The sequence below is a fragment of the Actinosynnema sp. NPDC053489 genome (assembly GCF_044544865.1).
Taxonomy (GTDB): Bacteria; Actinomycetota; Actinomycetes; order Mycobacteriales; family Pseudonocardiaceae; genus Actinosynnema.
In genome coordinates, this window is the sequence record NZ_JBITXT010000006.1 from 83491 (window position 1) to 107276 (window position 23786).

Genomic DNA, 23786 nt, shown 5'->3' on the forward strand with positions numbered 1-23786 from the left:
GCGGGTGAACACCGCCCCAAAAGGTCAAACCCACTGTTCGGGTTACACCGCGAGGCGTGCCCGGCCACGTTGTGTGTCGCTCGTTCGGGTGCGGCAGGATCAGGGCATGTCGCTGCGCCTGCACGCCCCCGTGGTCCTGCCCTGCGATCCCGCCTGCACCGTCCTGCGCGACGCCGTGGTCGACGTCGTCGACGGCCGGGTCGCGCACGTCGGCCCGGCGGCCGACGCGCCGGAGTTCACCGGCGAGGTGCGCCGGTTGACCGGGATCCTGCTGCCCGGCCTGGTGAACGCGCACGCGCACAGCCCGATGGTGCTGCTGCGCGGCATGGGCGGCGACCTGCCGCTGCTGCGCTGGCTGCGCGAGGCGATGTGGCCGGCCGAGGCGCGGATGAAGCCGGAGGACATCCGGGTCGGCATGCTGCTCGGCGCGGTCGAGATGCTGCGCAACGGCGTGACGACCAGCGCGGAGATGTACTTCCACGGCGAGCAGCTCGCGGACGCGGTGCTGGCGGCCGGGTCCCGGGTGCTGTTCGGCGCGGCGATCATGGACCTGCCGGGGCTGCCCTGGCGCCCCATGACGGACGAGATCACCCGGTGGATCGACGCCGACGGGCTGCGGTTCGGGCCCGACGAGCGGGTCGAGCTGAGCTACGGGCCGCACTCGGCCTACATCCTGTCGCCCGAGGCGCTCGGCGAGATCGCCGGCGAGGCGCGCGAGCGGGGCGCGCTCGTGCAGGTGCACGTGGCCGAGTCGCCCGAGGAGGACCTGGCGCAGCGGGAGTCGCACGGCTCGGTGCCGCGGCTGCTGGAGCAGGCGGGCGTGCTGGGCGGCCGGGTGCTGTCGGCGCACTCCGTGCACCTGTCGCCGGAGGACGTCGCCATCTACGCCCGGCACGGGGTCGGCATCGCGCACTGCCCCGGCTCGAACACCAAGCTGGCGTCCGGCATCGCGCCGCTGCGGTCCTACCTGGACGCGGGCGTCGCGGTCGGGCTCGGCACGGACGGGCCCGCGTCCAACGACGACCTCGACCTGTTCGAGGAGGCCAGGCTCGCGGCGCTGCTGTCGCGCGTGACGACGGGTGACGCGACGGCGATGCGCGCGGCGGACGCGCTGCTGCTGGCCACCCGCGGCGGTGCGGCGGCGCTGGGCCGGGACGACCTCGGCGCGCTGGAGCCGGGCCGGTGGGGTGACGTGGTGCACGTCGACGTGGACGACCCGGCGTTCGCCACCGGGTTGGAGGCGCCCGACGAGCAGGTGCTGGCGAACCTGGTGTGGGCGTCGGGCACGCGCCGGGTCAAGGACGTGTGGGTGGCGGGCAGGCAGGTCGTGGCCGACGGCGAGACGACGAACGTCGACCGGCGGGAGGCGCAGGCGGGCGTGCGCGAGGTGGCGGCCCGGCTGCGGTAGCCGTCACCCGAGGCGTGGCCGGGGTCGGACGACGACCTCGGTGAAGTGCGCGTCGTCGGCCGCGGTGACGGCGGTGGCGACGGCTCGGGCCACGGAGTCCGCGGTCAGGTAGAGGTGCGGCTGGTAGTCGCCGCTCTCCTGGGCGCGGACGCCCCGCTGCATGTCGGTGTCGACGCGTCCGGGGTGGACGGACGTGACGCGGAGGTCGGGCTCCTCGGCGCGCAGGACGTCGGCGTAGGCGCGGAGGGCGAACTTGCTCGCCGCGTACACGCCCCAGTCGGGGTTGGCGCGCAGGCCCGCGCCGGAGTTGATCAGCACGACGTGGCCGCGGGCGGCGCGCAGCAGGGGCAGCGCGAGCCGGGTCAGCTCGGCGACGGCGACCACGTTGACGTCGAGCGTGCGGCGCCAGGTGGCCGCGGTGACGTCGGCGAGCGGGCCGAGTTCGGCGACGCCCGCGCTGTGCACCAGGACGTCCAGGCGGGTGAGGCCCCCGGTGGCGGCGGCCAGGGCGTCGGGGTCGGTCAGCTCGACGGGCCAGGGGCGTGCCGCGGGCAGCGTGCCGGCCAGCTCCGCCAGGGCGGCCTCGTCGCGCCCGCCGAGCAGCAGCTCGTGGGTCGGCGCGAGGGCGCGGGCGACGGCCGCGCCGATGCCGCGCGAGGCTCCGGTGACCAGGGCTACGGCTCGTTCCATGCCCGCACCCTAACCCCCGTGTGTCGAACGCTCAGGTCCCGTGTGTCGAACGCTCGCGCCCCCCGAGTTCCACGTTCAAAAGGGACGCGAACGTGGAACTCGGGGGTCCTGGGCGTTCGACACACGGGACCTGGAGGTTCGACACACGGGTCAGCCGCAGATGCGACCCTTGTCCTTCTTCCACACGGCGACGACGGACGGGCGCGGCTGCGAGGTGCCGCCGTCCGGCCAGTGCGACAGCGGGTTGGCCGCCGACGCGCCGTCGATCTCACCCGGGTGCTGCACGGACACCAGCACGAAGTCGTCCTCGACGACCGGGCCGCACGTCTCCGCGCCCCTCGGCACGGTGAGGAACTGCTTCACCCGGCCGCGGTACGGGCCCTCGACCGGCACGGCGAACAGGCCGTCGTTGGACTTGAGGGCGTTGCCGTCGGTGGCGATCCACAGGTTGCCCCGCGCGTCGAACGCGACGTTGTCCGGGCACGAGATCGGCGAGACCTGGCTCTTGTCGTAGCCGCCGAAGTACGTGTCGGCCGAGTTCGGGTCACCGCAGACGAGCAGCAGCTTCCACGAGAACGCCGTGGCGGTGTTGTCGCCCCGGCGCTCCTCCAGCTCCAGCACGTGGCCGTGCTTGTTGTTCAGGCGCGGGTTCGGCTCGGTCGCGCCCTCCTTGCCCGCCTTGCCGCGGTCGGTGTTGTTGGTCAGCGCCGCGTACACCCGGCGGTTGCGCGGGTTCGGCTCGACGTCCTCGGGGCGGTCCATCTTCGTCGGGCCGACGGCGTCCGCCGCGAGCCGCGTGTAGACGTAGACCTCCTCGGCGGTGAAGCCGGGCACGAACGACCGGTCGCCCGCCGCCAGCGGGATCCACTCGCCGCTGCCGTCGAACTCGCCGTCGGCGGGCAGCTTGCCCGTGCCGTCGATCTCGGCGACGGGGCTGTCACCGGTGAACCTGGCGACGTACAGCGTGCCCTTGTCGAGCAGCTTCTTGTTGTGCTCACGGGCGAACTTGCTGTTGCCGGGCTTGTACTTCTCATCGGAGACGAACTTGTACATGTAGTCGAAGCGCTCGTCGTCGCCCATGTACGCGACCGCGCGGCCGTCGCGGGCGATGATGACGTTCGCGCCCTCGTGCTTGAAGCGGCCCAGCGCGGTGTGCTTGACCGGGGTCGAGTCCGGGTCGAGCGGGTCGATCTCGACGACCCAGCCGAACCGGTTGACCTCGTTGGGCTCCTGCGTGACGTCGAAGCGCTTGTCGAACCGCTCCCACTTGCGGGTGGTGGCCGCGCCGGACAGGCCGTAGCGGGCCAGCCGCGCCTTGGCCACCGGGTCGGTGACGGCGCCCGCGTTGGCGAAGTACTGGTTGAAGTTCTCCTCGCCGGACAGGATCGTGCCCCACGGCGTGACACCGCCCGCGCAGTTGTTCAGCGTGCCCAGCACCCTCGTGCCGGTCGGGTCGGCGGAGGTCTTGAGCAGCGCCGAACCCGCCGCGGGACCGGTCACCTTGAACGGCGTGGTCGCGGTGATGCGGCGGTTGTAGCGCCGGTCCGGCTTGGGCACGAGCCTGCCGCTGCGCCGGTCCCGCTCGACGCGCACGACGGACAGGCCGTGCGCGGCCCACGCGATCTCGGTCTGCTCGCGGGTGGGGTTGTTGGCGTCCCAGTTCTTGAACAGGAACTCCTCGGTCGTGTACTCGTGGTTGGCCACGAGCAGCCACTCGTCGTGGCCGTTCAGCGGCACGAGGCCGAGGAAGTCGTTGTTGAAGCCGAACTGCTTGGCCTGCGCCTCGGCCGTCTGGTGGTCGAAGTCGAACGCGGGCGCGCCGGGCACCACGGGGTCGCCCCAGCGCAGCACGACGCCCTGCTCGTAGCCCTCGGGCGCGACGAGGCGGTCCTCGGTGTTGGGCGCGACGGCGGCGAAGTTGAGGCCGTCGCGGCGGCGGCCGCCACCGAGGTCGGCGTCGGTCTCGACGCCGGGTTTCGCGGCGGCGGTGCCGACACCGACCAACCCGGCACCCGCGCCCGCGACGGCGAGGACCGCGCCGGCCTTCAGCAGGCCGCGCCGGCGGACGACCTCGTTGACGACGTCACCGAAGTAGGCGTTGTCGGACGTGTTGGGCGCTTCGTGCGCGCACGCGTCGCCGCAGCGGTACTTGCAGGTGATCGCCGAACGTCCGAGCGGGTGGTTGGGCAGCAGGGGCAGCAGGCGCCGCCCTCGATCGGTGGACGAGGACACGCGGACCTCCGAGATCGCTCAGTGGGAACCGGGCGACCGTAAGAGGGCAACTCCTCGTCCAGCGGACTTCGAGGTGAACGAGAGGCGAACACCTCGACCGGCGGCGGAAGGGGACCACCCGGCCGCACGACGCGTCGCCGGCCGGGTGCGGACCGCGACCGGGTCACCGCCCGATGCGCCGCCCGTCCCGCCACACCGCCACGACGGCCGGGCGCGGTGGCGAGTCGCCGTCGTCGGGCCAGTGCGAGGCCGGGTTGTCCGCGCTCGCGCCGGCCACCTCGCCGGGGTGCTGCACGCACACCGTGACCACGCGTTCGCCGATCACCGGCCCGCACGTCTCCGCACCGCGCGGCACGGTGGGGAACGCTTTCAGGTGGCCGCGCTGCGCCCCGGGCACCGGCACCGCGTACAGGCCGTCGTTGTTCCCGCCGAGCGCGCCCGCCGAGTCGCTGGAGATCCACAGGTCGCCGTGCCGGTCGAACGCCACGTCGTCCGCGCTGGAGATGGGGGACACGCGGCTCTTGTCGTAGCCCGTGAAGTCCGTGTCCGGCGACGCGGGGTCGCCGCAGACCAGCATGAGGTCCCAGGAGAACGCGAGGGCCAGGGCGTCGCCGCCGCGCTCGGTGAGCTCCAGCACCTGCCCGTGCTTGTTGTTCAGGCGCGGGTTCGGCTCGGTCGCGCCCTCCTCGCCCGGCTTGCCGCAGTCGACGTCGTTGCTCAGGGCGCAGTAGACCTCCTGCAGTCGGTCCGGACCAACTGCAGTAGGCCGACGTTCACCCGTCGTCAACCCACGAGGTCCTCACCGACCAGGATGGCTTCGGTCGGCACGGCGTGCCGGGACGCGCGGCGGCCCAGGGTCAGCAGGCCGGCGGCCAGGGCGCAGCAGGCGGCGGCGACGACGAACGGCTGCGCGAGGTGGCCGACGAACGTCGCGGCCAGCGCGCCGCCGAGCCAGCGCAGGAAGTTGTAGCCAGCGCTGGCGACCGGGCGCGGCGCGGGGCTCACGCTCATCGCGGCGCTGGTGAACAGGGTGTTGAGCAGGCCGGACACCACACCGCTGACGATCACGGCGACGACCAGGAGCGGCTTGCTGGGCACGGCCATGACGAGCATCAGCACCGCGAACGCGAGCACCGCGACGACCGTCGTGCGGCGGTCGCCGAACCGGTCGGCCAGGCGCGGCGCGAGCCAGACGCTGGAGACGGCCACGCACACGCCCCAGCCGAAGAAGACGAGCCCGATCCGCACCGCGCCCCATTCGAGCACGAACGGCGACCACGCCAGCACGGCGAAGAACGCGGCGGTGTAGAGGGCGGAGCCGATCGCGGTGCGCAGCAGGCCGGGGTGGCGCAGCGCGCGCAGCGGGTCGAGGAGGCGGATCTCGTGCTGGGGCTTGTCGTTGGCGAGGAAGACCGAGCACAGGACGAGCGCCACGGCCATCAGCACGGCCGTGCCGACGAACGGGCCGCGCCACGAGATGCTGCCCAGCAGCGCGCCGAGCAGCGGCCCGACGGACAGGCCCAGGCCGAGCGCGGCCTCGTAGAGCAGGATCGCGCCCTTCTGGCCGCCGGTGGCCGCGCCGACGATGACCGACAGCGCGGTGGCGATGAAGAAGGCGTTGCCCAGGCCCCAGACGGCGCGCAGGCCGACGAGCTGGCCGATGCTGCCGGCGAGCGCGCACAGGGCCGTGGCGAGCACGATCAGGGCCAGGCCGCCGACGAGGGTGCGCTTGGCGCCGAAGCGGGCGGAGGCGACGCCGGTGAACAGCATGGCCACCACCTGGACGCCCAGGTAGGAGGAGAAGAGCAGGGTGACCTGCGACGGAGTGGCGTGCAGGCCTTCGGCGATGGAGAGCAGGATGGGGTCGACGAGCCCGATGCCCATGAACGCGATCACCGCGGCGAACGCCGTGACCCACACCTGACGGGGTTGGTCCAGGAATTTCACTTAGCCAGCCTAACCGATTTTCTTTAGCATGGCGAAGTAAGACCACTCACACTACGGTCACGGGTGTGGATGCGGTGGTGTTCGACCTCGACGGCGTGCTGGTGGACTCCGAGCGGACCTGGGACGAGGTGCGCCGGTCCTTCGCCGCCCGGCACGGCGGCGCCTGGTTGCCCGCCGCGACCAGGGCGATGCAGGGCATGAGCACACCCGAATGGGCGAACTACCTGGTCACCGAGGTGGGCGTGCGCCTGACCCCGGCCGAGGCGGCGTCCGGCGTGATCGGGGAGATGGCCGAGCGCTACGCCGGGGGACCTCCGGTGCTGCCCGGCGCGGTGGAGGTGGTGCGCGAGGTGGCGGCGCGCTGCCCGGTGGCCATCGCCAGCTCCTCGCCGCCGGTGCTGATCGAGTCGTTCCTGGCGGCCACCGACCTGACCGACGTCGTCCGGGTGGCGGTCTCCAGCGAGCAGGCGGGCGCCGGCAAGCCCGCGCCGGACGTGTACCTGCTGGCCACGTCCGGGCTGGGCGTCGACCCGACCCGCAGCGCCGCGGTGGAGGACTCGACCAACGGCCTGCGCGCCGCCCTGGCCGCGGGCCTGACCGTCTACGCCGTCCCGAACCCGCACTTCCCGCCGGACCCGGCCGTGCTGGCGCGCGTCACGGTCCTGCGCGAGCTCTCGGACCTGCCCGCGGCGCTGCCGACGCCCTAGCGTTGCCCACCATGGAGCGACGAGTTGCGGTGGTCACGGGTGCGGCGCAGGGGATCGGGGCGCGGGTCGCCGAGGTGCTGCGCGAGGACGGGTACGAGGTGGTCGGGTTCGACCTCGTGGAGACGGAGGGCGGCGTGGTCGGGGACGTGTCCTCGCCCGCGGACGTCGGCCGGGTGGTCGAGCGGGTCGGGGAGCGGGTCGACGTGCTGGTCAACAACGCCGGCATCGCGGGGATCGTGCCGTTCGAGGACACGTCGGTGGAGCAGTGGGACCGGATGCTCGCGGTGAACCTCACCGGGCCGTTCCTGCTCACGCAGGCGCTCGGCCGGTTGATGCTGGCCCGCGGCGCGGGCTCGGTGGTCAACATCGCGTCCGTGGCCGGGCTGCGCGGGGTCGCCGACCGGGCCGCCTACAACACCACCAAGCACGGCCTGATCGGGATGACGCGCACGCTCGCCGTCGAGTGGGGCGGGCGCGGGGTGCGGGTCAACGCGGTGTGCCCCGGCTGGGTGAAGACCGAGATGGACGTCGAGTCGCAGGCCGGCGGGCACTACGGCGACGCCGACATCACCGACCACGTGCCGATGGGCCGGTTCGCGGTGCCGGACGACATCGCGCAGGCCGTCGCCTTCCTGGCCGACCCGGCGCGCAGCGGCTTCGTCAACGGCGTCGCCCTGCCCGTCGACGGCGGGTGGACGGCCGACGGGTCGTGGCAGTCGCTGCGGCTGTCCAAGCGCTGACCCGGACGCGCCGGCCCCCGCACCTCGGGTGCGGGGGCCGGCGGGGGTAAGACCCAGTGGGGTGGGACCCAGTGGGGTGGGACTCAGCGCTCCACGTCGCCGCGGATGAACGCCTCGACCGCCTCGTGCGCCTCGGAGTCCGAGTACTGCACGGGCGGGGACTTCATGAAGTACGACGACGCCGACAGGATGGGGCCGCCGATGCCCCGGTCCAGGGCGATCTTCGCGGCGCGCACCGCGTCGATGATGATGCCCGCCGAGTTCGGCGAGTCCCACACCTCGAGCTTGTACTCCAGGTTCAGCGGCACGTCGCCGAACGCCCGGCCCTCCAGCCGCACGTACGCCCACTTGCGGTCGTCCAGCCACGCCACGTAGTCGGACGGGCCGATGTGGACGTTGCGCTTGCCGAGGTCGCGGTCGACCTGCGAGGTCACCGCCTGCGTCTTGGAGACCTTCTTGGACTCCAGCCGCTCCAGCTCCTTCATGTTCAGGAAGTCCATGTTCCCGCCCACGTTGAGCTGCATCGTGCGGTCGAGCTGCACGCCGCGGTCCTCGAAGAGCTTGGCCAGCACGCGGTGCGTGATGGTGGCGCCGACCTGCGACTTGATGTCGTCGCCGACGATCGGCACGCCCGCCGCGCGGAACTTCTCGGCCCACTCCGGGTCGGAGGCGATGAACACCGGCAGCGCGTTGACGAACGCCACACCGGCGTCGATCGCGGCCTGCGCGTAGAAGCGGTCGGCCTCCTCGGACCCCACGGGCAGGTAGGACACCAGCACGTCGGCCCGCGCCTCGCGCAGCGCCTGCGCCACGTCCACCGGCTGCTCGTCGGACTCCTCGACGGTCTCCCGGTAGAACCGGCCGAGGCCGTCGAGGGTGTGGCCGCGCTGCACGACGACGCCGAGCGGCGGGACGTCGGCGATCTTGATCGTGTTGTTCTCGCTCGCCCCGATGGCCTCGGACAGGTCCGTGCCGACCTTCTTGGCGTCCACGTCGAACGCGGCGACGAACTCGATGTCGCTGACGTGGTAGTCGCCGAACCGGACGTGCATCAGACCGGGCACGCGGGTGCTCGGGTCGGCATCGCGGTAGTAGTGGACGCCCTGCACCAGCGACGCCGCGCAGTTGCCGACCCCGACAATGGCCACTCGAACAGTGCGGCGGTTGTCGCCCATGCCGAGTCCTCCTTATGTTTCTTCCGTGCTCGTATTCGGGGGGTTATCGATCCCGCTCGCGCTGCTCGGCCTGCTCGTGGGCGATCAGCTCGTTCAACCACCGCACCTCGCGCTCGGTGCTCTCCAGCCCGAGCCGGTGCAGCTCCCGGGTGTACCGGTCGATGCGCTCGCTGGTGGCCGATAACGAGGTGCGCAGCCCCTCGCGGCGCTCCTCGACGCGGCGCCTGCGGCCCTCCAGGATGCGCATCCTGATCTCGGCCGGGGTCCGGGAGAAGAACGCCAGGTGGACGCCGAACGAGTCGTCGTCCCACGTCTGGGGGCCGGCGTTGGCCAGCAGTTCGGCGAACCTCTCCTTGCCCTCCGCGGTGAGCTTGTAGACCTTGCGCGCGCGCCGGCCCCAGCGGGCCGAGTCCTCCTGGGGCGCTTCCTCGACGATGAGGCCGCCGCGTTGCAACTTGCGCAACGTGGGGTACAGCGTCCCGTAGGAGAACGCGCGGAACGCCCCCAGCAACTCGTGCAAGCGCTTGCGCAGCTCGTAGCCGTGCATGGGCGCTTCGTGCAGCAGGCCCAGGACCGCGAACTCCAGCACGTAGCACCTCCTCGCGATGAGCGCCGATGGGTGTGGCCAGTATATCGGTGCGATACATCCGCGCTGAGTGGTGACGTGTCGCTTCCCACACCGCGACCCCTGCCTTCGGCCCACTGCCCTGAACGGCCCATCGTCGCCGTCGGAGCGGCACGTACTCTGGTCGTCGTGTCGACCCAACGCCAGGTCGTGGACTACGCCCTGCAGCGCCGTGCGCTGCTGGCGGAGGTCTACGCGGGCCGAGTGGGCACGATGGAGGTCTGCGACGCGAGCCCGTACCTGCTGCGGGCCGCGAAGTTCCACGGCCGGCCGAGCGATGTGACCTGCCCGGTGTGCCGCAAGGAACCGCTGACCCTCGTGTCCTGGGTCTACGGCGACGAGCTCAAGCACGCGGCCGGGTCCGCGCGCACCACCGACGAGCTGGCCCGCATGGCGACCCTCTACGAGGAGTTCACCGTGTACGTGGTCGAGGTTTGCCGCACATGTAGTTGGAACCACCTGGTGCAGTCATACGTCCTGGGTACGCGCGGCCGGAACGCTCGCAAGCCGCGCAGGAGGACCGCGGCGGAGTGAACCTGCTCCGACCGCGGGCGCCGCTCCGGCCTGGAGCAGCGGCGTACGACCACCGAACCGCGTGCACCGGCACGCCGGTCTGGGAGGCCATTTCGTGAACGACCAGCATGACGACAGGCACCGTGGCGCGGAGCCGCAATGGCCGACCGGGGAGGACCCGGACGGCGGCGGCCACCCGCCGCGCCGCGGCGCCGGGGATCAGCCGGAGCGTCCGAACACCCCACCAGGTGGTTTCGCGCGCTCTCCGGTCGACGGCCCCGGGCAGGGGCACGGCACCCCGCCGGGCGGCCCCGCCCGGCCCGGCACGCCCCCCGGCGGCATCCCGCGGGCGGGTGGCCCCCCGCCCGGCGGCGCGCCCCGCGGCGGTCCGCCGCCGCGCCGGGTGGCCGGGCCGAACGGCCCCACCCCCGGCGGCAGGCCCGGCGGACCCCCGCCCGGCCCGGCCGGCAACGCGCCCGCACGCCCCGGCACGCCCCAGGACGCCCAGGCGGGCAACGCGCCCGGACGCCCCACCGCTCCCCGTGACGGCCAGGCGGGCCACGTGCCCGGCCGCCCCGGCACGCCCCAGGACGCCCAGGCGGCCGCGGGCGGCGTGCCCGGCCGTCCCACGCCTCCCGGTGGCCAGCGCCGACCCGGCGCTCCCGGCGGCGGCCCCGTGCCGCCCGGCGGACGCCCCCCGGCCGGTGGCCCCGGCGGTCCGCGCCGACCCGGCGGTCCGCCCGGCGGCCCGCAGCGGCGCCCCGGCGAGGAGCCGACGGACCTGCTCCCGCCCGTCTACCAGACCGCGCCCCGCGAGCCCGAGCTCCTCACGCACCGCGAGGACGAGGTCGAGCTGGAGCCGTTCTACGACGACGAGTACGACGAGGAGCTGACCGAGGAGGAGGCCCGCGTCGTGCGCCGCAAGAAGGTCTGGCGCCGCGTGCGCCGCATCAGCTACATCGCCCTCGGGCTGATGCTGCTGGCACCGGTCGCCGCGTTCGCCATCGCCTACCAGGTCGTCGAGGTGCCCAACCCCGAGGCGGTGGCGGCCGACCAGGGCAAGGCCATCACGATCCTCTACGCCGACGACACCGAGATGACCAAGTACGCCCCCGGCGAGGCGAACCGCACGATGGTCAAGTACGAGGACCTGCCGGAGACGATCAAGCACGCCGTCTTCGCCGCGGAGGACCCGACGTTCGAGACGAACGTCGGCTTCGACCTCACCGCCATCGCCCGCGCGGGCTACTACCAGCTCAAGGGCGAGCAGAGCGGTGGCTCGGGCCTGACGCAGCAGTACGTCAAGGAGGCCACCGACCAGGCCGACATGACGCTGACGCGCAAGTTCACCGAGGCCGTCACCGCGTACAAGATGTCCCAGCAGCAGGACAAGAAGGACATCCTCACCGCGTACCTGAACACGATCTACTTCGGCAAGGGCGCCTACGGCATCAAGACGGCCGCGAAGGCGTACTTCGGGCTCAACGAGCTGAAGGACCTCACGCACTCGCAGGCCGCGCTGCTGGCGGGCATGATCCAGAACCCGAGCCGGTCCGAGCAGCCCGCGTACACGCAAGAGCGCTGGAACTACGTGATGAACCAGATGCTCGAGTACAAGTGGATCGACCAGGCCTACCGCGACTCGGAGCAGTTCCCCACGCCCATCGAGCAGACCGACAACTCCGGCCTGAGCGGGCCGCGGATGCACATCCGCGACCAGGTCCTGCAGGAGATGGCCAAGGTCGAGTGGGACGTGAAGAAGGCGCAGTCGGTCGGCGTGACCGTGCACACCACCATCGACCCGCCCAAGCAGCAGGCGGCCGAGGAAGCGGTGCGCGAGGTCATGGGCCCGCAGCCCAAGGAGCTGAAGTCGTCGCTGACCGCGATCGACCCGCAGACGGGCGCCGTCCGGGCGTACTACGCGGGCGAGGACGGCACCGGCCTGGACTACGCGACGAACACCCTCCAGGAGGCCGGCTCGTCGTTCAAGCCGTTCGACCTGGTGGCCGCGCTCAAGGCGGGCAAGGGACTCGGGTCGACCTACGACGGCCGCTCGCCGAAGACGTTCAACAACGTCGGCGACCGGCCGATCACGATCCGCAACGCGTCCGACCCGAACAACCAGTGCGGCGAGCGGTGCCCCATCCGCAAGGCCATGGAGCTCTCGCTGAACACGGTGTTCTACGAGATGGTCCTGGAGGTCGGCACCGTGCCGGTCGCCGACGCGGCGCACGCGGCGGGCATCCCGGAGACGGTCGAGGTGCAGGGCCAGAGCAAGAAGCTGCTGGTCAACGAGAACGGCGGCCCGCCGAACGTCGGCATCGCGCTGGGCGGCGGCGAGGCGCAGGTCCGGCCGTTCGACATGGCGTCGGCGTACGCCACGTTCGCCGCGCGCGGCACCTACCACGAGCCGTTCTTCATCTCGAAGATCACCAACGCCGAGGGCAAGGCCGTCTACCAGCACGTCGACCAGACGCGCCAGGCGTTCGACCCGGACCCGAAGAAGAACCAGGACATCGCCGACAACGTCACCGAGGCGCTGCGGCCGATCCCGAAGACCTCGCGCATCGCGTGCGCGGACCGCGAGTGCGCCGGCAAGACCGGCACGCACGAGCTGCCCGACGACGCCAGCCAGAACTCCAAGGCGTGGATGGTGGGCTACACCCCGTCGCTGTCGACGTCGGTGTGGCTCGGCCGCGACGAGGGCAACGTGGCGTTGAAGGACGCGCAGAACCGGCCGATCTTCGGCAGCGGCCTGCCGGGTCAGATCTGGAAGAAGTTCATGGACCGGGCGCTCGCCGGCACCCCCGCGGAGCCGTTCCCGAAGCCCGCGAGGCTGAACGAGTTCGACGACCCGAAGCCCGTGGTCACCACCACGACGACGACCACGACGCCGAAGAAGGAAGAGGAGAGCACCCGGCCGACGACGACGGAGCCGACCACGACCCGGCCGAACAACCCGCCGACGACGACCAAGACGCCCCGGCCCTGCGTGGGCCTGGCGTGCCCGACCACCCCCACGACGACGGACCAGAACGAGCCCGACCCGGTGCGACCGCCGACGGGGTGACGCCCCGCGTCGCACGCACGTCGAGAGGGGTCCGGCCGGGTGCCGGGCCCCTCTTCGCGCTCCGGGCGGGCCGGTGGCGGAGACGACCTCACAACTTCCGTTGACCCGTGCCCGTAGCATCCGTCACCGTGGCCAGCCCCTCGCAGCACACGCAGGCGAACGCCGACGACACCGACTCGCTCACGCCCGCCGAGCGGGTCAACCCCACCTGGACCGAGCCGCTGGCCCGCACGGCGAGCAGGCCGCTGGGCGGACCGGTCGGGCGGCACGCGTCGGTCGGGCGGCAGTGGTTCTGGACGCCGCTGCGGGTGGTGCTGCTGTTCGCCGTGGTGACGCTGGCGCTGGCGTGGTTCCAGAAGTCGCCGTGCGTCCAGCAGTACGTGGACGACAACGGCGTGGCGCAGCTCGACTGGCGGGGCAGCAAGCAGTTCACCGCGATGTGCTACTCCGACACCGTGCCGCTGTACACGGCGGAGCGGCTGGACAAGCCGGACACGTTCCCCTACAAGACATCGTGGGTCGACGACGAGGGCAAGCCGACCGCGCACGTGCGGTACATGGAGTACCCGGTGCTGACGGGCATGTTCCAGCTGCTCAACGCGCGCATGGCGCAGGGCTGGACGGCGATCGCCGCGTCCGGGTGGCTGCCCAACCCCATGACGGTGATCGTGTACTTCAACATCACCGCGCTGTGGCTGGCGCTGGCGTGGCTGGTGACCGCGTACGCGGTGGCGCAGCTGGCCAGGCGACGACCGTACGACGCGGTCCTGGTGGCCGTCTCGCCGCTGGTGATCGTGCACGCGTTCACCAACTTCGACACGCTCGCCACGGCGTTCGCCACCGCCGGCATGCTCGCGTGGGCGCGCAAGAGGCCCGTGCTGGCGGGCGTGCTGCTGGGGTTGGGCGGCGCGGCGAAGCTGTACCCGCTGTTCCTGCTCGGGCCGTTGCTGCTGCTGTGCTGGCGGGCGGGCAGGCTGCGGGCCGGGTTCACCACGCTGGGCGCGGCGCTGGCGACGTGGGCGGTGGTGAACGCGCCGATCGCCTACCTCTACCCGGCGGGCTGGCGCGAGTTCTTCCGGCTCAACACCGAGCGGGGCGTCGACCCGGACTCGCTGTACAACGTGATCGCGCAGTGGACGGGGTGGCGGGGCTTCGACCCCGGCCTGGTGCAGGGCCAGGCGCCGGAGGTGCTGAACACGGTCAGCGCCGTGCTGTTCCTGGTGTGCTGCGCGGCGATCGGGTTCGTGGCCCTGTCGGCGCCGCGCCGGCCGCGGTTCGCGCAGCTGGCGTTCCTCGTGGTGGCCGCGTTCCTGCTGACGAACAAGGTGTGGAGCCCGCAGTACTCGCTGTGGCTCGTGCCGCTGGCGGTGCTCGCGCTGCCGCGGTGGAAGCTGCTGCTGGCGTGGATGGCGGTGGACGCGCTGGTCTGGGCGCCGCGGATGTTCTTCTACCTGGGCGTGGAGAACAAGGGCCTGCCGATCGACTGGTTCCTGGGCGCGGTGGTGGTGCGGGACGTGGCCGTGCTGGTGCTGTGCGCGTTGATCGTGCGCGAGATTTACCGGCCGGACCTGGACAAGGTGCGCCAGGCCGGTGACGACGACCCGTGCGGCGGCGCGTTCGACGCCGCGCCGGACCGGTTCGCGCTGCGGTGGCCCGGGTCGGGCCGCCGGGCCGCAACGCGGCGGCGGACCGAGGAGGTTCAGCCGGTCTGACGCCCGGTGAGCCGGGCGAGCCGGCGCTCCACCGGCTCCTGGCGGACCGCGTCGAGCCGGTCGAGGACGCGGACCAGCGGCGGGCACTCGGGCACGCGCCTGCCCCGCAGCTCCTCCGCCGGGACGACGTGCGGGAACGGGGCGAGGGCCGGGTGGTCCGCGGTCAGCGGCTCACCGGGGGTCCCCGGCAGCACGGGCGAGGGCGCCACCGGGTGTTCGAGCACCACCAGGGTGTCGTCGGTGCGCCGGAGTGCGGTCAGCGCGTCGAGCTCGCGGGCCAGCCCGGCGCTCAGCCCGGCGGCCCAGACGACCACCTGCCCGGCCACCCCGGCGAGCGTCGAGACGGTGTCGAACCACGTCTCGTCCGGCAGGTACAGCCGCACCGGCGCGGTGAACCCGCCCGGGTCCGGGACGACCTCCAGCTCGCCCGCCGTCGTGCTGGCGACCAGGACCAGCGGCACCCCGGCGGCCAGTTCGGCGAGCGCCGCCGCGCCGGCGGTCATCGTGATCACCCGCACGTGGTCGGGCTCGTCCTCCGCCCCGAGCCGGGAGCGGTCGGCGACGCCCGACCGCTCGGTGAGGTCGAAGTTGCGCAGCAGCAGCACGAACGGCTCGCCGGCGCACAACCAGGCCCGCACCTGGCCGACGGACGCGCGGTGCCGCTCGCGGGCCCGCCGGGCCAGGAGCCGCAGCCGGTTGCGCGGCGCGCCCGCGAGCAGCCAGTGGGCCAAGCCCAGCCCTCGGAACCGGAGTCGCCGGTCCCAGTACCGCTGCCGCCGGAGGTAGTCCAGCCGCAGCACCGCCTCGCCCACGTCGAACCGGTCGAGCACGGTGGGCGCGTACCGCGCGCGGGTGACCCACCGGTGCACATCCGACCCGGGCACGTCCGACCCGGGCATGCCCGACCCCGGCGCGGGCGGGTCCGCGCCGAACTCGGCGGTGATCGCCGCGAACGCGCGGCGGGCGCGGTCCTCGCGGCCGACCTGCAACCACAGCAACGCCTCGTTGCCCAGCGCGTGCGCCCGCCAGTCGCGCAGCCGGGGGTCGGCGCTGCCGCGGCACCGGTCCGCGAGCCCGCGCCACAGCGAGACGAGCCGCCGGGTCGTCGCCCGGTCGAGCACGACGCCCTCGCCGCTCAGGCGCGCGGCGGTGGACAGCGCCCGGCACAACGCGTCCTGCACCGGCACGTCCACCGGTGCGTGCACGGAGCCGACCACGTCGCGCAGCACGCCGATCGCCAGGTCCCGGGCCTCCCGGTCGGTCGCCCGCTCGGCGCAGGTGTCGGTCAGCGCCATGACCGCGCGGACCCGCGTGCCGACGTCGGGTGCGGCCGCGAAGTGCCGCCCGAGCCACCGCAGCACCGCGAACGCGTCGTGGACCCGTCCCCGGTCGAACAGCTCGACCGCGACCTCGAACGACAGCACCGCGTGCGTGTCCCGGTCGTCGCCCAACCGCGCCGCCGGCACGACCTCGAAGAACCACTCCCGGAAGCGCTCGTCACCCGCCCGCCGGCCGGACCGCCGCCGCATCCCGTCCCACGTGGCGAGCGCGTCCGCCACGACCCGCTCGACGGTGAACCCCCGGTCGTCCACCGGCGTCCTCCCCTCCGGGCGCCGCCGCCGCGACTCACCCGGCGGGCGCGGGCTCCGGCCGGCGGGTCGGCCCGCGGTCGACGAACGTGACCTCGGACTTCAGGAATACCAGGAACAGCGCGGCCAGCAACGCCGCCCGGCCCCACACGCCGATCACCACCGCCTGCGCCGAGAACCCGTCGTAGATCCCCGACGGCTCGCCGAACTGGAGGGCGTAGTACCAGCGGAAGATGCCCACGCCCATGGCGAGGTCGGCCGCGAAGTACGCCACCACCCAGCCCCAGTGCACCCGCAGCAGCACGAACATCGGCACCAGCCACAGCGTGTACTGCGGGGAGTGCACCTTGTGCAGCAGCAGGAACCCGCACAGCATCGCCGCCGACACCTGCACCCACGGGTAGGTGCCCTCGCGCAGGTGCCGCCGCCAACCCAGCCACACCGCCAGCCCGAACGAGGCCAGGATCGCGACCGGCGACAGCACGCCGACCAGCGCCTGCATCTGCGGCTCCGGCAGGAACGGCCGCAGCCCCCAGAACCAGATCGAGTTCGTGGTGATGTCGACCCGCCGCAGGCCCTGGAACGCGAACGACGCCTGCCAGCCCTCCAGCCCGGCGACCATGAACGGCAGGTTCACCAGCGCCACCGTCACGACGGCCGCCGTCACGACCTTCACCGCGCCGGCCACGTCGTAGCGCGCTCCGCGCGGCAGCTCCCGCCCGCCGGGACCGCCGGTCAGCACGTACAGCGCCAGCGGCACGACGAAGAGCGCCGGGTAGAGCTTGAGCGCGAACCCCAGGCCCAGCAGCACCGCCGCGACCACCGCGCGGTCGACCAGCGGTCGGTCCCGCAGGCCCCGGTGCACGGCGTACACCGCCGCCACGGCGCAGAACACGACCGGCAGGTCCCAGTTGTGGAACGCGTACAGCACCAGCGGCGGCCCGAGCGCCCAGACCAACGCGCGCCACCGGCTCAACCCGCCCAGCAGCCAGGCGGTCGCCAGCCCGAACGGCGCCAGCAGCAGCGCCGAGAACAGCAGGAACTGCGCGTCGTCGTGCGCCGGGACGGCACCGGCCCAGATCAGCAGCCCGGTCAGCACCGGGTACTCGACCGCGCCCCCGACCAGCACGCCCCGGTCGTCGATGCCGCCGTGCACGTACGGGAACACGTGCCGGTCGACGTCACGGCCGATCCACAGGTGCTGGATGTCGGAGTAGCAGACGTCGGCCTTGTTGCGCTTCTCGTAGTCCGGCGCGCTGCGGCCCCACTGGTCGAACTCCGGCCCGGTGCAGCGGTCCTTGTTGAGGAACCCGGCGAACATCGTCAACCCGCACAGCAGGACGACCGCGGCGAGGGCCGCCCGGCCGAAGCGCGGCGGGGGCGACCCGGCGCCCGCCCGTCCCGGTCCGGCCGCCACCTCCCGCGCCACGCTCACCCGCCCAGGCGCTCGCGGAGGAACGCGATGTCCGCCGCCTGCCCTTCGTCCGGTGTCTCCACCAGCACCGGCGAGCCCGCGGCGGCGGCCACCGCGACGAGGTGGTCCGGGTCGATGGTGCCGGTGGCGATGTTGGCGTGCCGGTCGCGCGCGGAGCCGAACCCGTCGCGCGAGCTGTTGAGGTGCACCAGGTCGATCCGGCCGGTGACGGCCTTGACCCGGTCCACGATGCCGACCAGGTCCTCCCCGGAGGCGAACGCGTGGCAGGTGTCCAGGCAGAAGCCCGCGTCGAACTCGCCGACGGCGTCCCACAGCCTGGCGAGCATGTCGAACGTGCGCGCCATGGCGTTCTCGCCGCCCGCGGTGTTCTCGATCAGGATCGGGACCGCGAAGCCGCCGCTCTCCGCCTGCCGCTCGAACATCTTGCGCCAGTTGGCGATGCCCTCCCGGGGGTCCTCGCCCTTGGTGACGTGCCCGCCGTGCACGATCAGGCCCTTCGCGCCGACCTTCGCCGCCGCCTCGGCGTGCTGGAGCACGATCTTGCGCGACGGGATGCGGATGCGGTTGTTGAGCGACGCGACGTTGGCCAGGTAGGGCGCGTGGACGAAGACGTCCAGGTCGGAGGCCAGCAACCCGTCGGTCTGGGGGTGCGGCTTGGGCGCCTTCCACCCCTGCGGGTCGGCCAGGAAGAACTGGACCACGTCGGCGTCGCGCTCGGCGGCGGCGCCGAGCGGGTCGTCGTCGCGGACGTGGGCCCCGATGCGCATGCCGTGCAGGGTAGTCGGGCGCTGCAACGCCCCGCCCACCGCCGGCGATGACAAAATTGTCAGCGGAGGGGATGGCCCGCGTCACTATCAGCACCTACGCTCGTTACTTGTAAGTAGGAAACGGGAAGCGCGGGCACCAGGCCAGGAGGTCCAGACATGCGGATCCGGCTCACTCGGCTGGTGGGCGCGGCGACCGTCGTGCTCGCGGTCGGCACGGCCGGCGCCGTCGCGGGCTCCGGATCGGCCGCCGCCGCCGAACCCGTCGTCGTGGGCAGCTGCGCCACCACCGTGCAGGGCGCGCCGGGCACCCCGGTCGCGCTGAGCCCGGGCGCGGTGCTGGACCCGGTCGCGCAGGTCATCCGGGCCATCCCGCTGCTCGGCCCGCCGCTGGCCGAGCCGTTCCGCCAGGCGTTCTCCGCGCTGCCGCCCATCCCGGTCGGCGCGATCCCCACCGGCTCCGGCGTGATCACCGGCGGTGAGATCGCGAACAAGGTCAACGCCGAGCTGGCCAAGCTGCCGCTGCTCGGACCGATCATCGTCACGCTCTCCAACGGGGTGCGCACCGAGCTGACCAAGCTGTGCGGCATCACCGTGCAGGGCGTGAACGCCGCCGCGGCGCCCGTGCAGGACGGGTCGCGCGCGCTCGCCGACGCCTCCGGGCAGGCCACCGGTCAGCTGCCCGGCCTGCCCGGGCAGCCGGACAGGCCCGCGCCCACCCAGCCGCCGCAGACCGGTCAGCCGGGCACCGACCCCGGCACGTCCCGGCCCGGCGCGGGCGAGCCCGCCGGCCAGACCCCGGCCGACCGGCCCACCGGCGGCGTCGGCGCGCTGGACCTGCCGCTGTACGGCTCGAACCCGTGGGGCGGCAACTTCGGCCGCGTGCCGCTGTTCGGCTACGGCTCCCTGCCGTTCGCCGTGCCCGGCAAGTTCGCGCCCTCGCCCGGCGTGCGCTACGGCGGCGGCGTGAGCGGCTACCGGCCCGGCTACGGCGTGCCCGGCGCGGACGACTCCGACGGCGTGCAGACCGCGGGGCGGGCCCAGGCGCTGCCCGGCTCCGGCCGGATGGGCGGTGGCGTGGCCGCGCCCGTGCTGCTGGCGGTGCTGCTGCTGTCGTGCGTGACCGGCGCGCTGGTGCGCACCTGGGTGCTGCGCCGGGCCGCCGCCTGAGACCAGGTCAAGGGCACCTCTCACCGCCTGTTACCCTGGACGGGTTGCTGACGCGACGACCCTCCTGCCACGGAACGTCCGTGGCCGCCGAGTCCACAGGAGGTGAGTGGTCTTCATGCGTCATTACGAAGTGATGGTCATCCTCGACCCCAGTCTCGACGAGCGCACGATCGCGCCGTCCCTTGACACGTTCCTCAACGTCATCCGCACCACGGGTGGCAACGTGGAGAAGGTCGAGGTGTGGGGCAAGCGCCGGCTGAGCTTCGAGATCAACAAGAACTCCGAGGGCATCTACGCCGTCCTCGACCTGATCTCGACCCCCGACGCGGTGAAGGAGCTGGACCGCCAGCTCGGCCTCCAGGAGACGGTGCTGCGCACCAAGGTCATCCGCCGCGAGCCCGCCAAGGCAGGCGCGCGGGGTTCCGCCAAGACCGCCGTCAAGGCCTAGGGGCCACCCGACGATGGCAGGCGAGACGACGATCACGGTGGTCGGGAACCTGACCGCCGACCCCGAACTCCGCTTCACCCAGTCCGGCGCCGCGGTGGCGAGCTTCACCGTGGCCTCCACCCCCCGCACGTTCGACCGGGCGAGCGGTGAGTGGAAGGACGGCGAGGCGCTGTTCCTGCGGTGCAACGTGTGGCGGCAGGTCGCGGAGAACGTGGCCGAGTCGCTCACCCGCGGTTCGCGCGTGCTCGTGACCGGGCGGCTGCGCCAGCGCTCCTTCGAGACGAAGGAGGGCGAGAAGCGCACCGTCATCGAGCTGGAGGTCGACGAGATCGGCCCCTCGCTGCGCTACGCGACCGCGAAGGTCAACAAGGTGAGCCGAGGTGACGGCGGCGGCGGCTTCGGTGGCGGCGGCGGTCAGTCCCGCGGCGGTGGCGCCCCGGCCGACGACCCGTGGGGTTCCGCGCCCCCGGCCGGCTCCGGTGGCTTCGCCGACGAGCCCCCCTTCTAGACCGGCACCCGGTCCACCCACACCTCACTGCGTAATACCAGGAGTCCACACATGGCCAAGCCGCCTGTGCGCAAGCCCAAGAAGAAGGTCTGCGCGTTCTGCAAGGACAAGAACGCCAACCTGATCGACTACAAGGACACCACCCTGCTCCGGAAGTACATCTCGGACCGGGGCAAGATCCGCGCCCGCCGGGTCACCGGCAACTGCTCCCAGCACCAGCGCGACGTCGCGGTCGCCGTCAAGAACGCCCGCGAGATGGCGCTGCTGCCCTACACCTCGACCGCTCGCTGAGAAGGGGGACGGCATCGTGAAGCTCATCCTCACCGCTGACGTGACCGGCCTCGGCGGCCCCGGCGACATCGTCGAGGTCAAGGACGGCTACGGCCGCAACTACCTGCTGCCCCGCGGCCTGGCGATCGCCGCCACCAAGGGCGCGGCCAAGCAGGTCGAGGTCATCCGCCGGGCGCAGGAGACCCGCCGGGTCCGCGACCTGGACCACGCCAAGGAGATCAAGGCGTCGCTCGAGGGCCTCGGCTCCGTGACGCTGAAGGCCAAGGCGGCGGCCGGCTCGAAGAAGCTGTTCGGCTCCGTCACCTCGGCCGACGTCGTGTCGGCCGTGCGCGCGGCCGGCGGCCCCACGCTGGACAAGCGGGCCGTCGAGATCTCGGGTCACATCAAGACCCTGGGCAGGCACTCGGTGAACGTCCGGCTCCACCCGGAGGTCACCGTGGCGCTGCCGGTCGAGGTCGCGAACGCGATCTGACCCGCACCACGCGGCGGAGGCGCCGTTCGACCAGGTGTTCTGGCCGGGCGGCGCCTTCGCGCGTCCGGCTGTGGACAACTCCTGTGACACGTTGGGCGCGACACGCCGTGCCGCCGGTTACACGCGACACGCCGACGGTGTGACCAACGACTTTTCCACAAAGTTATCCACAGGCCCTGAGCTGCGCAGACTTTTGTCTGGGCCCGAGTTGTACCCAGGTTGTCCACAGCTTTCCCCAGCCCTGTGGTCAGCTCGGCGCGACCATCCCCAAGCTGTCCACCGGCTTGTCCACAGGTGGGTTTGCCTACGCCATCCAGGTGGCTCTAGCGTCGCTGGACCACGGGCGTGGCGTGGCGGACATTGTCGGACCCACGAGGTACAACAAACCGCACGGCAGCAGATTGGGGTGAGCTCACGGTGGCGCTGGTGGACGACCGGGGCATGGCCGAGCCCGGCTTCGAACGGCAGCCGCCGCAGGACCTCGCCGCCGAGCAGTCGGTGCTCGGCGGGATGCTGCTGAGCAAGGACGCCATCGCCGACGTGGTCGAGGTCCTCGCGCCCAACGACTTCTACCGGCCCGCGCACCAGGCCGTGTACGACTGCATCCTCGACCTGTACGGCCGCGGCGAGCCCGCCGACCCGATCACCGTGTCCGCCGAGCTGGAGCGCCGGGGCGAGCTGCTGCGCGTGGGCGGCGCGCCGTACCTGCACACCCTGATCGCGACCGTGCCGACGGCCGCCAACGCCTCCTACTACGCCGAGATCGTGGCGGAGAAGGCCGTGCTGCGGCGGTTGGTCGAGGCGGGCACGCGGATCGTGCAGCTCGGCTACAACGGCGCGGAAGGCGCCGACGTGGACGAGGTGGTCGACCGGGCGCAGGCGGCGATCTACGAGGTCACCGAGCGCCGCACCACCGAGGACTACGTGGTGCTGGAGGAGCTGCTCCAGCCCACCATGGACGAGATCGACGCGATCGCCTCGCGCGGCGGCTCGTCCCTGGGCATCCCCACGGGCTTCGCGGACCTGGACGAGCTGACGAACGGCCTGCACCCCGGCCAGATGATCATCGTCGCCGCCCGCCCGGGCGTGGGCAAGTCGACGCTGGGGCTGGACTTCGCCCGGTCGTGCTCGGTGAAGCACGGGTTGACCAGCGCGATCTTCTCGCTGGAGATGTCGCGCACGGAGATCGTCATGCGCATGCTGTCGGCCGAGGCGCGCATCCGGCTCGGCGACATGCGCGGTGGGCGGATGAGCGACGACGACTGGACGCGGCTGGCGCGGCGGATGAGCGAGATCAGCGAGGCGCCGCTGTTCGTCGACGACTCGCCGAACCTGACCATGATGGAGATCCGGGCGAAGGCGCGGCGGTTGAAGCAGCGCCACGACCTGCGGCTGGTGGTCGTCGACTACCTCCAGCTGATGTCGTCGGGCAAGCGCACCGAGTCCCGCCAGCAGGAGGTCTCGGAGTTCTCCCGGAACCTGAAGCTCATCGCCAAGGAGCTGGAGGTGCCGGTGATCGCGATCAGCCAGCTCAACCGCGGTCCCGAGCAGCGGACCGACAAGCGGCCGCAGCTGTCGGACCTGCGCGAGTCCGGCTCGCTGGAGCAGGACGCCGACATGGTGATCCTGATCAACCGCCCCGACGCGTGGGAGCGCGACGACCCGCGCGCCGGCGAGGCGGACCTGATCATCGCCAAGCACCGCGCCGGCCCGACGGCCACCATCACCGTCGCCCACCAGCTGCACTACAGCCGCTTCGCCGACCTGGCCCAGGGCTGATCAGGGATCGGGAAGCGCCGGCCGGGCGGGCCCACCTAGCCTGACCGGCATGGACCTGACGATTCACACCAGCGTGCTGCCGCACGACGACCCGGACGCGTCCGTCGCCTTCTACCGCGACACCCTCGGCTTCGAGGTGCGCGGCGACGTCGGCCAGGGCCGGATGCGGTGGATCACGGTCGGGCCCGTCGGGCAGCCGGACACGTGCATCCTGCTCGCGCCGCCCGGCGCGGACCCCGGCGTCACCGAGGACGAGCGGCGGACGATCGCGGAGATGATGGCCAAGGGCACCTACGGCTGGATCCAGCTCGCCACCCACGACCTCGACGGCACGTTCGAGCGGGTGCGGGCGGGGGACGCCGAGGTGGTGCAGGAGCCGACGCGGCAGCCGTACGGGGTGCGGGACTGCGCGGTCCGCGACCCGGCGGGCAACCTCGTCCGGATCCGGGAACTCGGCTGACGGGGGCGCGGTCAGGTGCCTGCCGGGGTGGGCGCGCGCCCGTGCCGAGGC

General features: G+C 72.7%; 21 protein-coding genes and 1 pseudogene. 13 read left to right on the forward strand and 9 right to left on the reverse strand.

Annotation, left to right across the window (positions count from 1 at the left end):
- Window positions 1-106 precede the first annotated feature (106 nt).
- Entirely contained in the window at window positions 107-1408 is a 1302-nt protein-coding gene (locus tag ACIGNX_RS15230; protein WP_396540292.1) for an amidohydrolase family protein, read from the forward strand.
- Window positions 1409-1411: 3 nt separating this feature from the next.
- Here the strand turns inward: ACIGNX_RS15230 and ACIGNX_RS15235 are convergent, their stop codons facing one another.
- From ACIGNX_RS15235 to ACIGNX_RS15250, 4 genes and pseudogenes are all read right to left on the reverse strand, one after another.
- Window positions 1412-2098, reverse strand: coding sequence for an SDR family oxidoreductase (locus tag ACIGNX_RS15235; RefSeq protein ID WP_396540294.1), 687 nt, complete (start codon window positions 2096-2098; stop codon window positions 1412-1414).
- Window positions 2099-2248: 150 nt separating this feature from the next.
- Window positions 2249-4330 (reverse strand): PhoX family protein, encoded by a 2082-nt coding sequence (locus tag ACIGNX_RS15240; protein WP_396540296.1) that lies wholly within the window; start codon window positions 4328-4330, stop codon window positions 2249-2251.
- Between the two features lie 163 nt (window positions 4331-4493).
- A pseudogene (locus ACIGNX_RS15245) lies at window positions 4494-5099 on the reverse strand (PhoX family protein); the annotation flags it as partial.
- A 14-nt stretch (window positions 5100-5113) separates the two neighbouring features.
- Window positions 5114-6277, reverse strand: a complete 1164-nt coding sequence (locus tag ACIGNX_RS15250; protein WP_396540298.1) for an MFS transporter — start codon at window positions 6275-6277, stop codon at window positions 5114-5116.
- 65 nt (window positions 6278-6342) lie between these two features.
- Between ACIGNX_RS15250 and ACIGNX_RS15255 the strand changes: the two genes are divergently transcribed.
- Together ACIGNX_RS15255 and ACIGNX_RS15260 are read left to right on the forward strand one after the other, a co-directional pair.
- Window positions 6343-6984, forward strand: coding sequence for an HAD family hydrolase (locus ACIGNX_RS15255; RefSeq protein WP_396540300.1), 642 nt, complete (start codon window positions 6343-6345; stop codon window positions 6982-6984).
- 11 nt (window positions 6985-6995) lie between these two features.
- Window positions 6996-7724 (forward strand): SDR family NAD(P)-dependent oxidoreductase, encoded by a 729-nt coding sequence (locus ACIGNX_RS15260; RefSeq protein WP_396540302.1) that lies wholly within the window; start codon window positions 6996-6998, stop codon window positions 7722-7724.
- Window positions 7725-7807: 83 nt separating this feature from the next.
- Here the strand turns inward: ACIGNX_RS15260 and ACIGNX_RS15265 are convergent, their stop codons facing one another.
- Window positions 7808-8899 carry an inositol-3-phosphate synthase gene (locus ACIGNX_RS15265; RefSeq protein WP_396540304.1) on the reverse strand — a complete coding sequence of 364 codons (1092 nt, stop codon included), beginning with the start codon at window positions 8897-8899 and terminating at the stop codon, window positions 7808-7810.
- A 43-nt stretch (window positions 8900-8942) separates the two neighbouring features.
- The gene (locus ACIGNX_RS15270) at window positions 8943-9488 is read right to left on the reverse strand and encodes a PadR family transcriptional regulator (RefSeq protein WP_396540306.1); all 546 of its coding nucleotides are present in this window, start codon (window positions 9486-9488) and stop codon (window positions 8943-8945) included.
- Between the two features lie 165 nt (window positions 9489-9653).
- Here ACIGNX_RS15270 and ACIGNX_RS15275 point away from each other — a divergent pair, with 165 nt between their 5' ends.
- The 3 genes from ACIGNX_RS15275 (at window position 9654) to ACIGNX_RS15285 (ending at window position 14819) form a co-directional block, all read left to right on the forward strand.
- Entirely contained in the window at window positions 9654-10058 is a 405-nt protein-coding gene (locus tag ACIGNX_RS15275) for a DUF5318 domain-containing protein (RefSeq protein WP_396540308.1), read from the forward strand.
- Window positions 10059-10440: 382 nt separating this feature from the next.
- Window positions 10441-13107 carry a transglycosylase domain-containing protein gene (locus ACIGNX_RS15280; RefSeq protein WP_396540310.1) on the forward strand — a complete coding sequence of 889 codons (2667 nt, stop codon included), beginning with the start codon at window positions 10441-10443 and terminating at the stop codon, window positions 13105-13107.
- A 128-nt stretch (window positions 13108-13235) separates the two neighbouring features.
- On the forward strand, window positions 13236-14819 hold the full coding sequence (locus tag ACIGNX_RS15285) for a glycosyltransferase family 87 protein (RefSeq protein WP_396540312.1): 1584 nt from the start codon (window positions 13236-13238) through the stop codon (window positions 14817-14819).
- Here the strand turns inward: ACIGNX_RS15285 and ACIGNX_RS15290 are convergent.
- From ACIGNX_RS15290 to ACIGNX_RS15300, 3 genes are read right to left on the reverse strand one after another with little or no spacing between them, the layout of a single operon-like run.
- Entirely contained in the window at window positions 14807-16411 is a 1605-nt protein-coding gene (locus ACIGNX_RS15290) for a hypothetical protein (RefSeq protein ID WP_396540314.1), read from the reverse strand. The genes ACIGNX_RS15285 and ACIGNX_RS15290 overlap by 13 nt on opposite strands.
- 34 nt (window positions 16412-16445) lie before the next feature.
- A complete protein-coding gene (locus tag ACIGNX_RS15295; protein ID WP_396540316.1) occupies window positions 16446-17843 on the reverse strand; it encodes a glycosyltransferase 87 family protein in 1398 nt (465 codons plus the stop codon).
- Window positions 17840-18610: a deoxyribonuclease IV gene (locus ACIGNX_RS15300; RefSeq protein ID WP_396540318.1), complete on the reverse strand. Its 771-nt coding sequence runs from the start codon at window positions 18608-18610 to the stop codon at window positions 17840-17842. The genes ACIGNX_RS15295 and ACIGNX_RS15300 overlap by 4 nt, the downstream gene beginning before the upstream one ends.
- 156 nt (window positions 18611-18766) lie before the next feature.
- Between ACIGNX_RS15300 and ACIGNX_RS15305 the strand changes: the two genes are divergently transcribed.
- The 7 genes from ACIGNX_RS15305 to ACIGNX_RS15335 all read left to right on the forward strand — a co-directional run bounded on the left by ACIGNX_RS15305 (window position 18767) and on the right by ACIGNX_RS15335 (window position 23735).
- A complete protein-coding gene (locus ACIGNX_RS15305; protein ID WP_396540320.1) occupies window positions 18767-19777 on the forward strand; it encodes a hypothetical protein in 1011 nt (336 codons plus the stop codon).
- Window positions 19778-19892: 115 nt separating this feature from the next.
- Window positions 19893-20225, forward strand: a complete 333-nt coding sequence (gene rpsF / locus ACIGNX_RS15310; RefSeq protein ID WP_396540322.1) for a 30S ribosomal protein S6 — start codon at window positions 19893-19895, stop codon at window positions 20223-20225.
- 13 nt (window positions 20226-20238) lie between these two features.
- A complete protein-coding gene (locus ACIGNX_RS15315; RefSeq protein WP_396540324.1) occupies window positions 20239-20733 on the forward strand; it encodes a single-stranded DNA-binding protein in 495 nt (164 codons plus the stop codon).
- Window positions 20734-20784: 51 nt separating this feature from the next.
- Window positions 20785-21024: a 30S ribosomal protein S18 gene (gene rpsR, locus ACIGNX_RS15320; protein ID WP_015805710.1), complete on the forward strand. Its 240-nt coding sequence runs from the start codon at window positions 20785-20787 to the stop codon at window positions 21022-21024.
- Window positions 21025-21037: 13 nt separating this feature from the next.
- Window positions 21038-21496, forward strand: coding sequence for a 50S ribosomal protein L9 (gene rplI, locus ACIGNX_RS15325; protein ID WP_396541043.1), 459 nt, complete (start codon window positions 21038-21040; stop codon window positions 21494-21496).
- Between the two features lie 417 nt (window positions 21497-21913).
- On the forward strand, window positions 21914-23275 hold the full coding sequence (gene dnaB / locus ACIGNX_RS15330; protein ID WP_073897890.1) for a replicative DNA helicase: 1362 nt from the start codon (window positions 21914-21916) through the stop codon (window positions 23273-23275).
- A 49-nt stretch (window positions 23276-23324) separates the two neighbouring features.
- Entirely contained in the window at window positions 23325-23735 is a 411-nt protein-coding gene (locus ACIGNX_RS15335) for a VOC family protein (RefSeq protein ID WP_396540327.1), read from the forward strand.
- The last annotated feature ends 51 nt before the right edge of the window (window positions 23736-23786 follow it).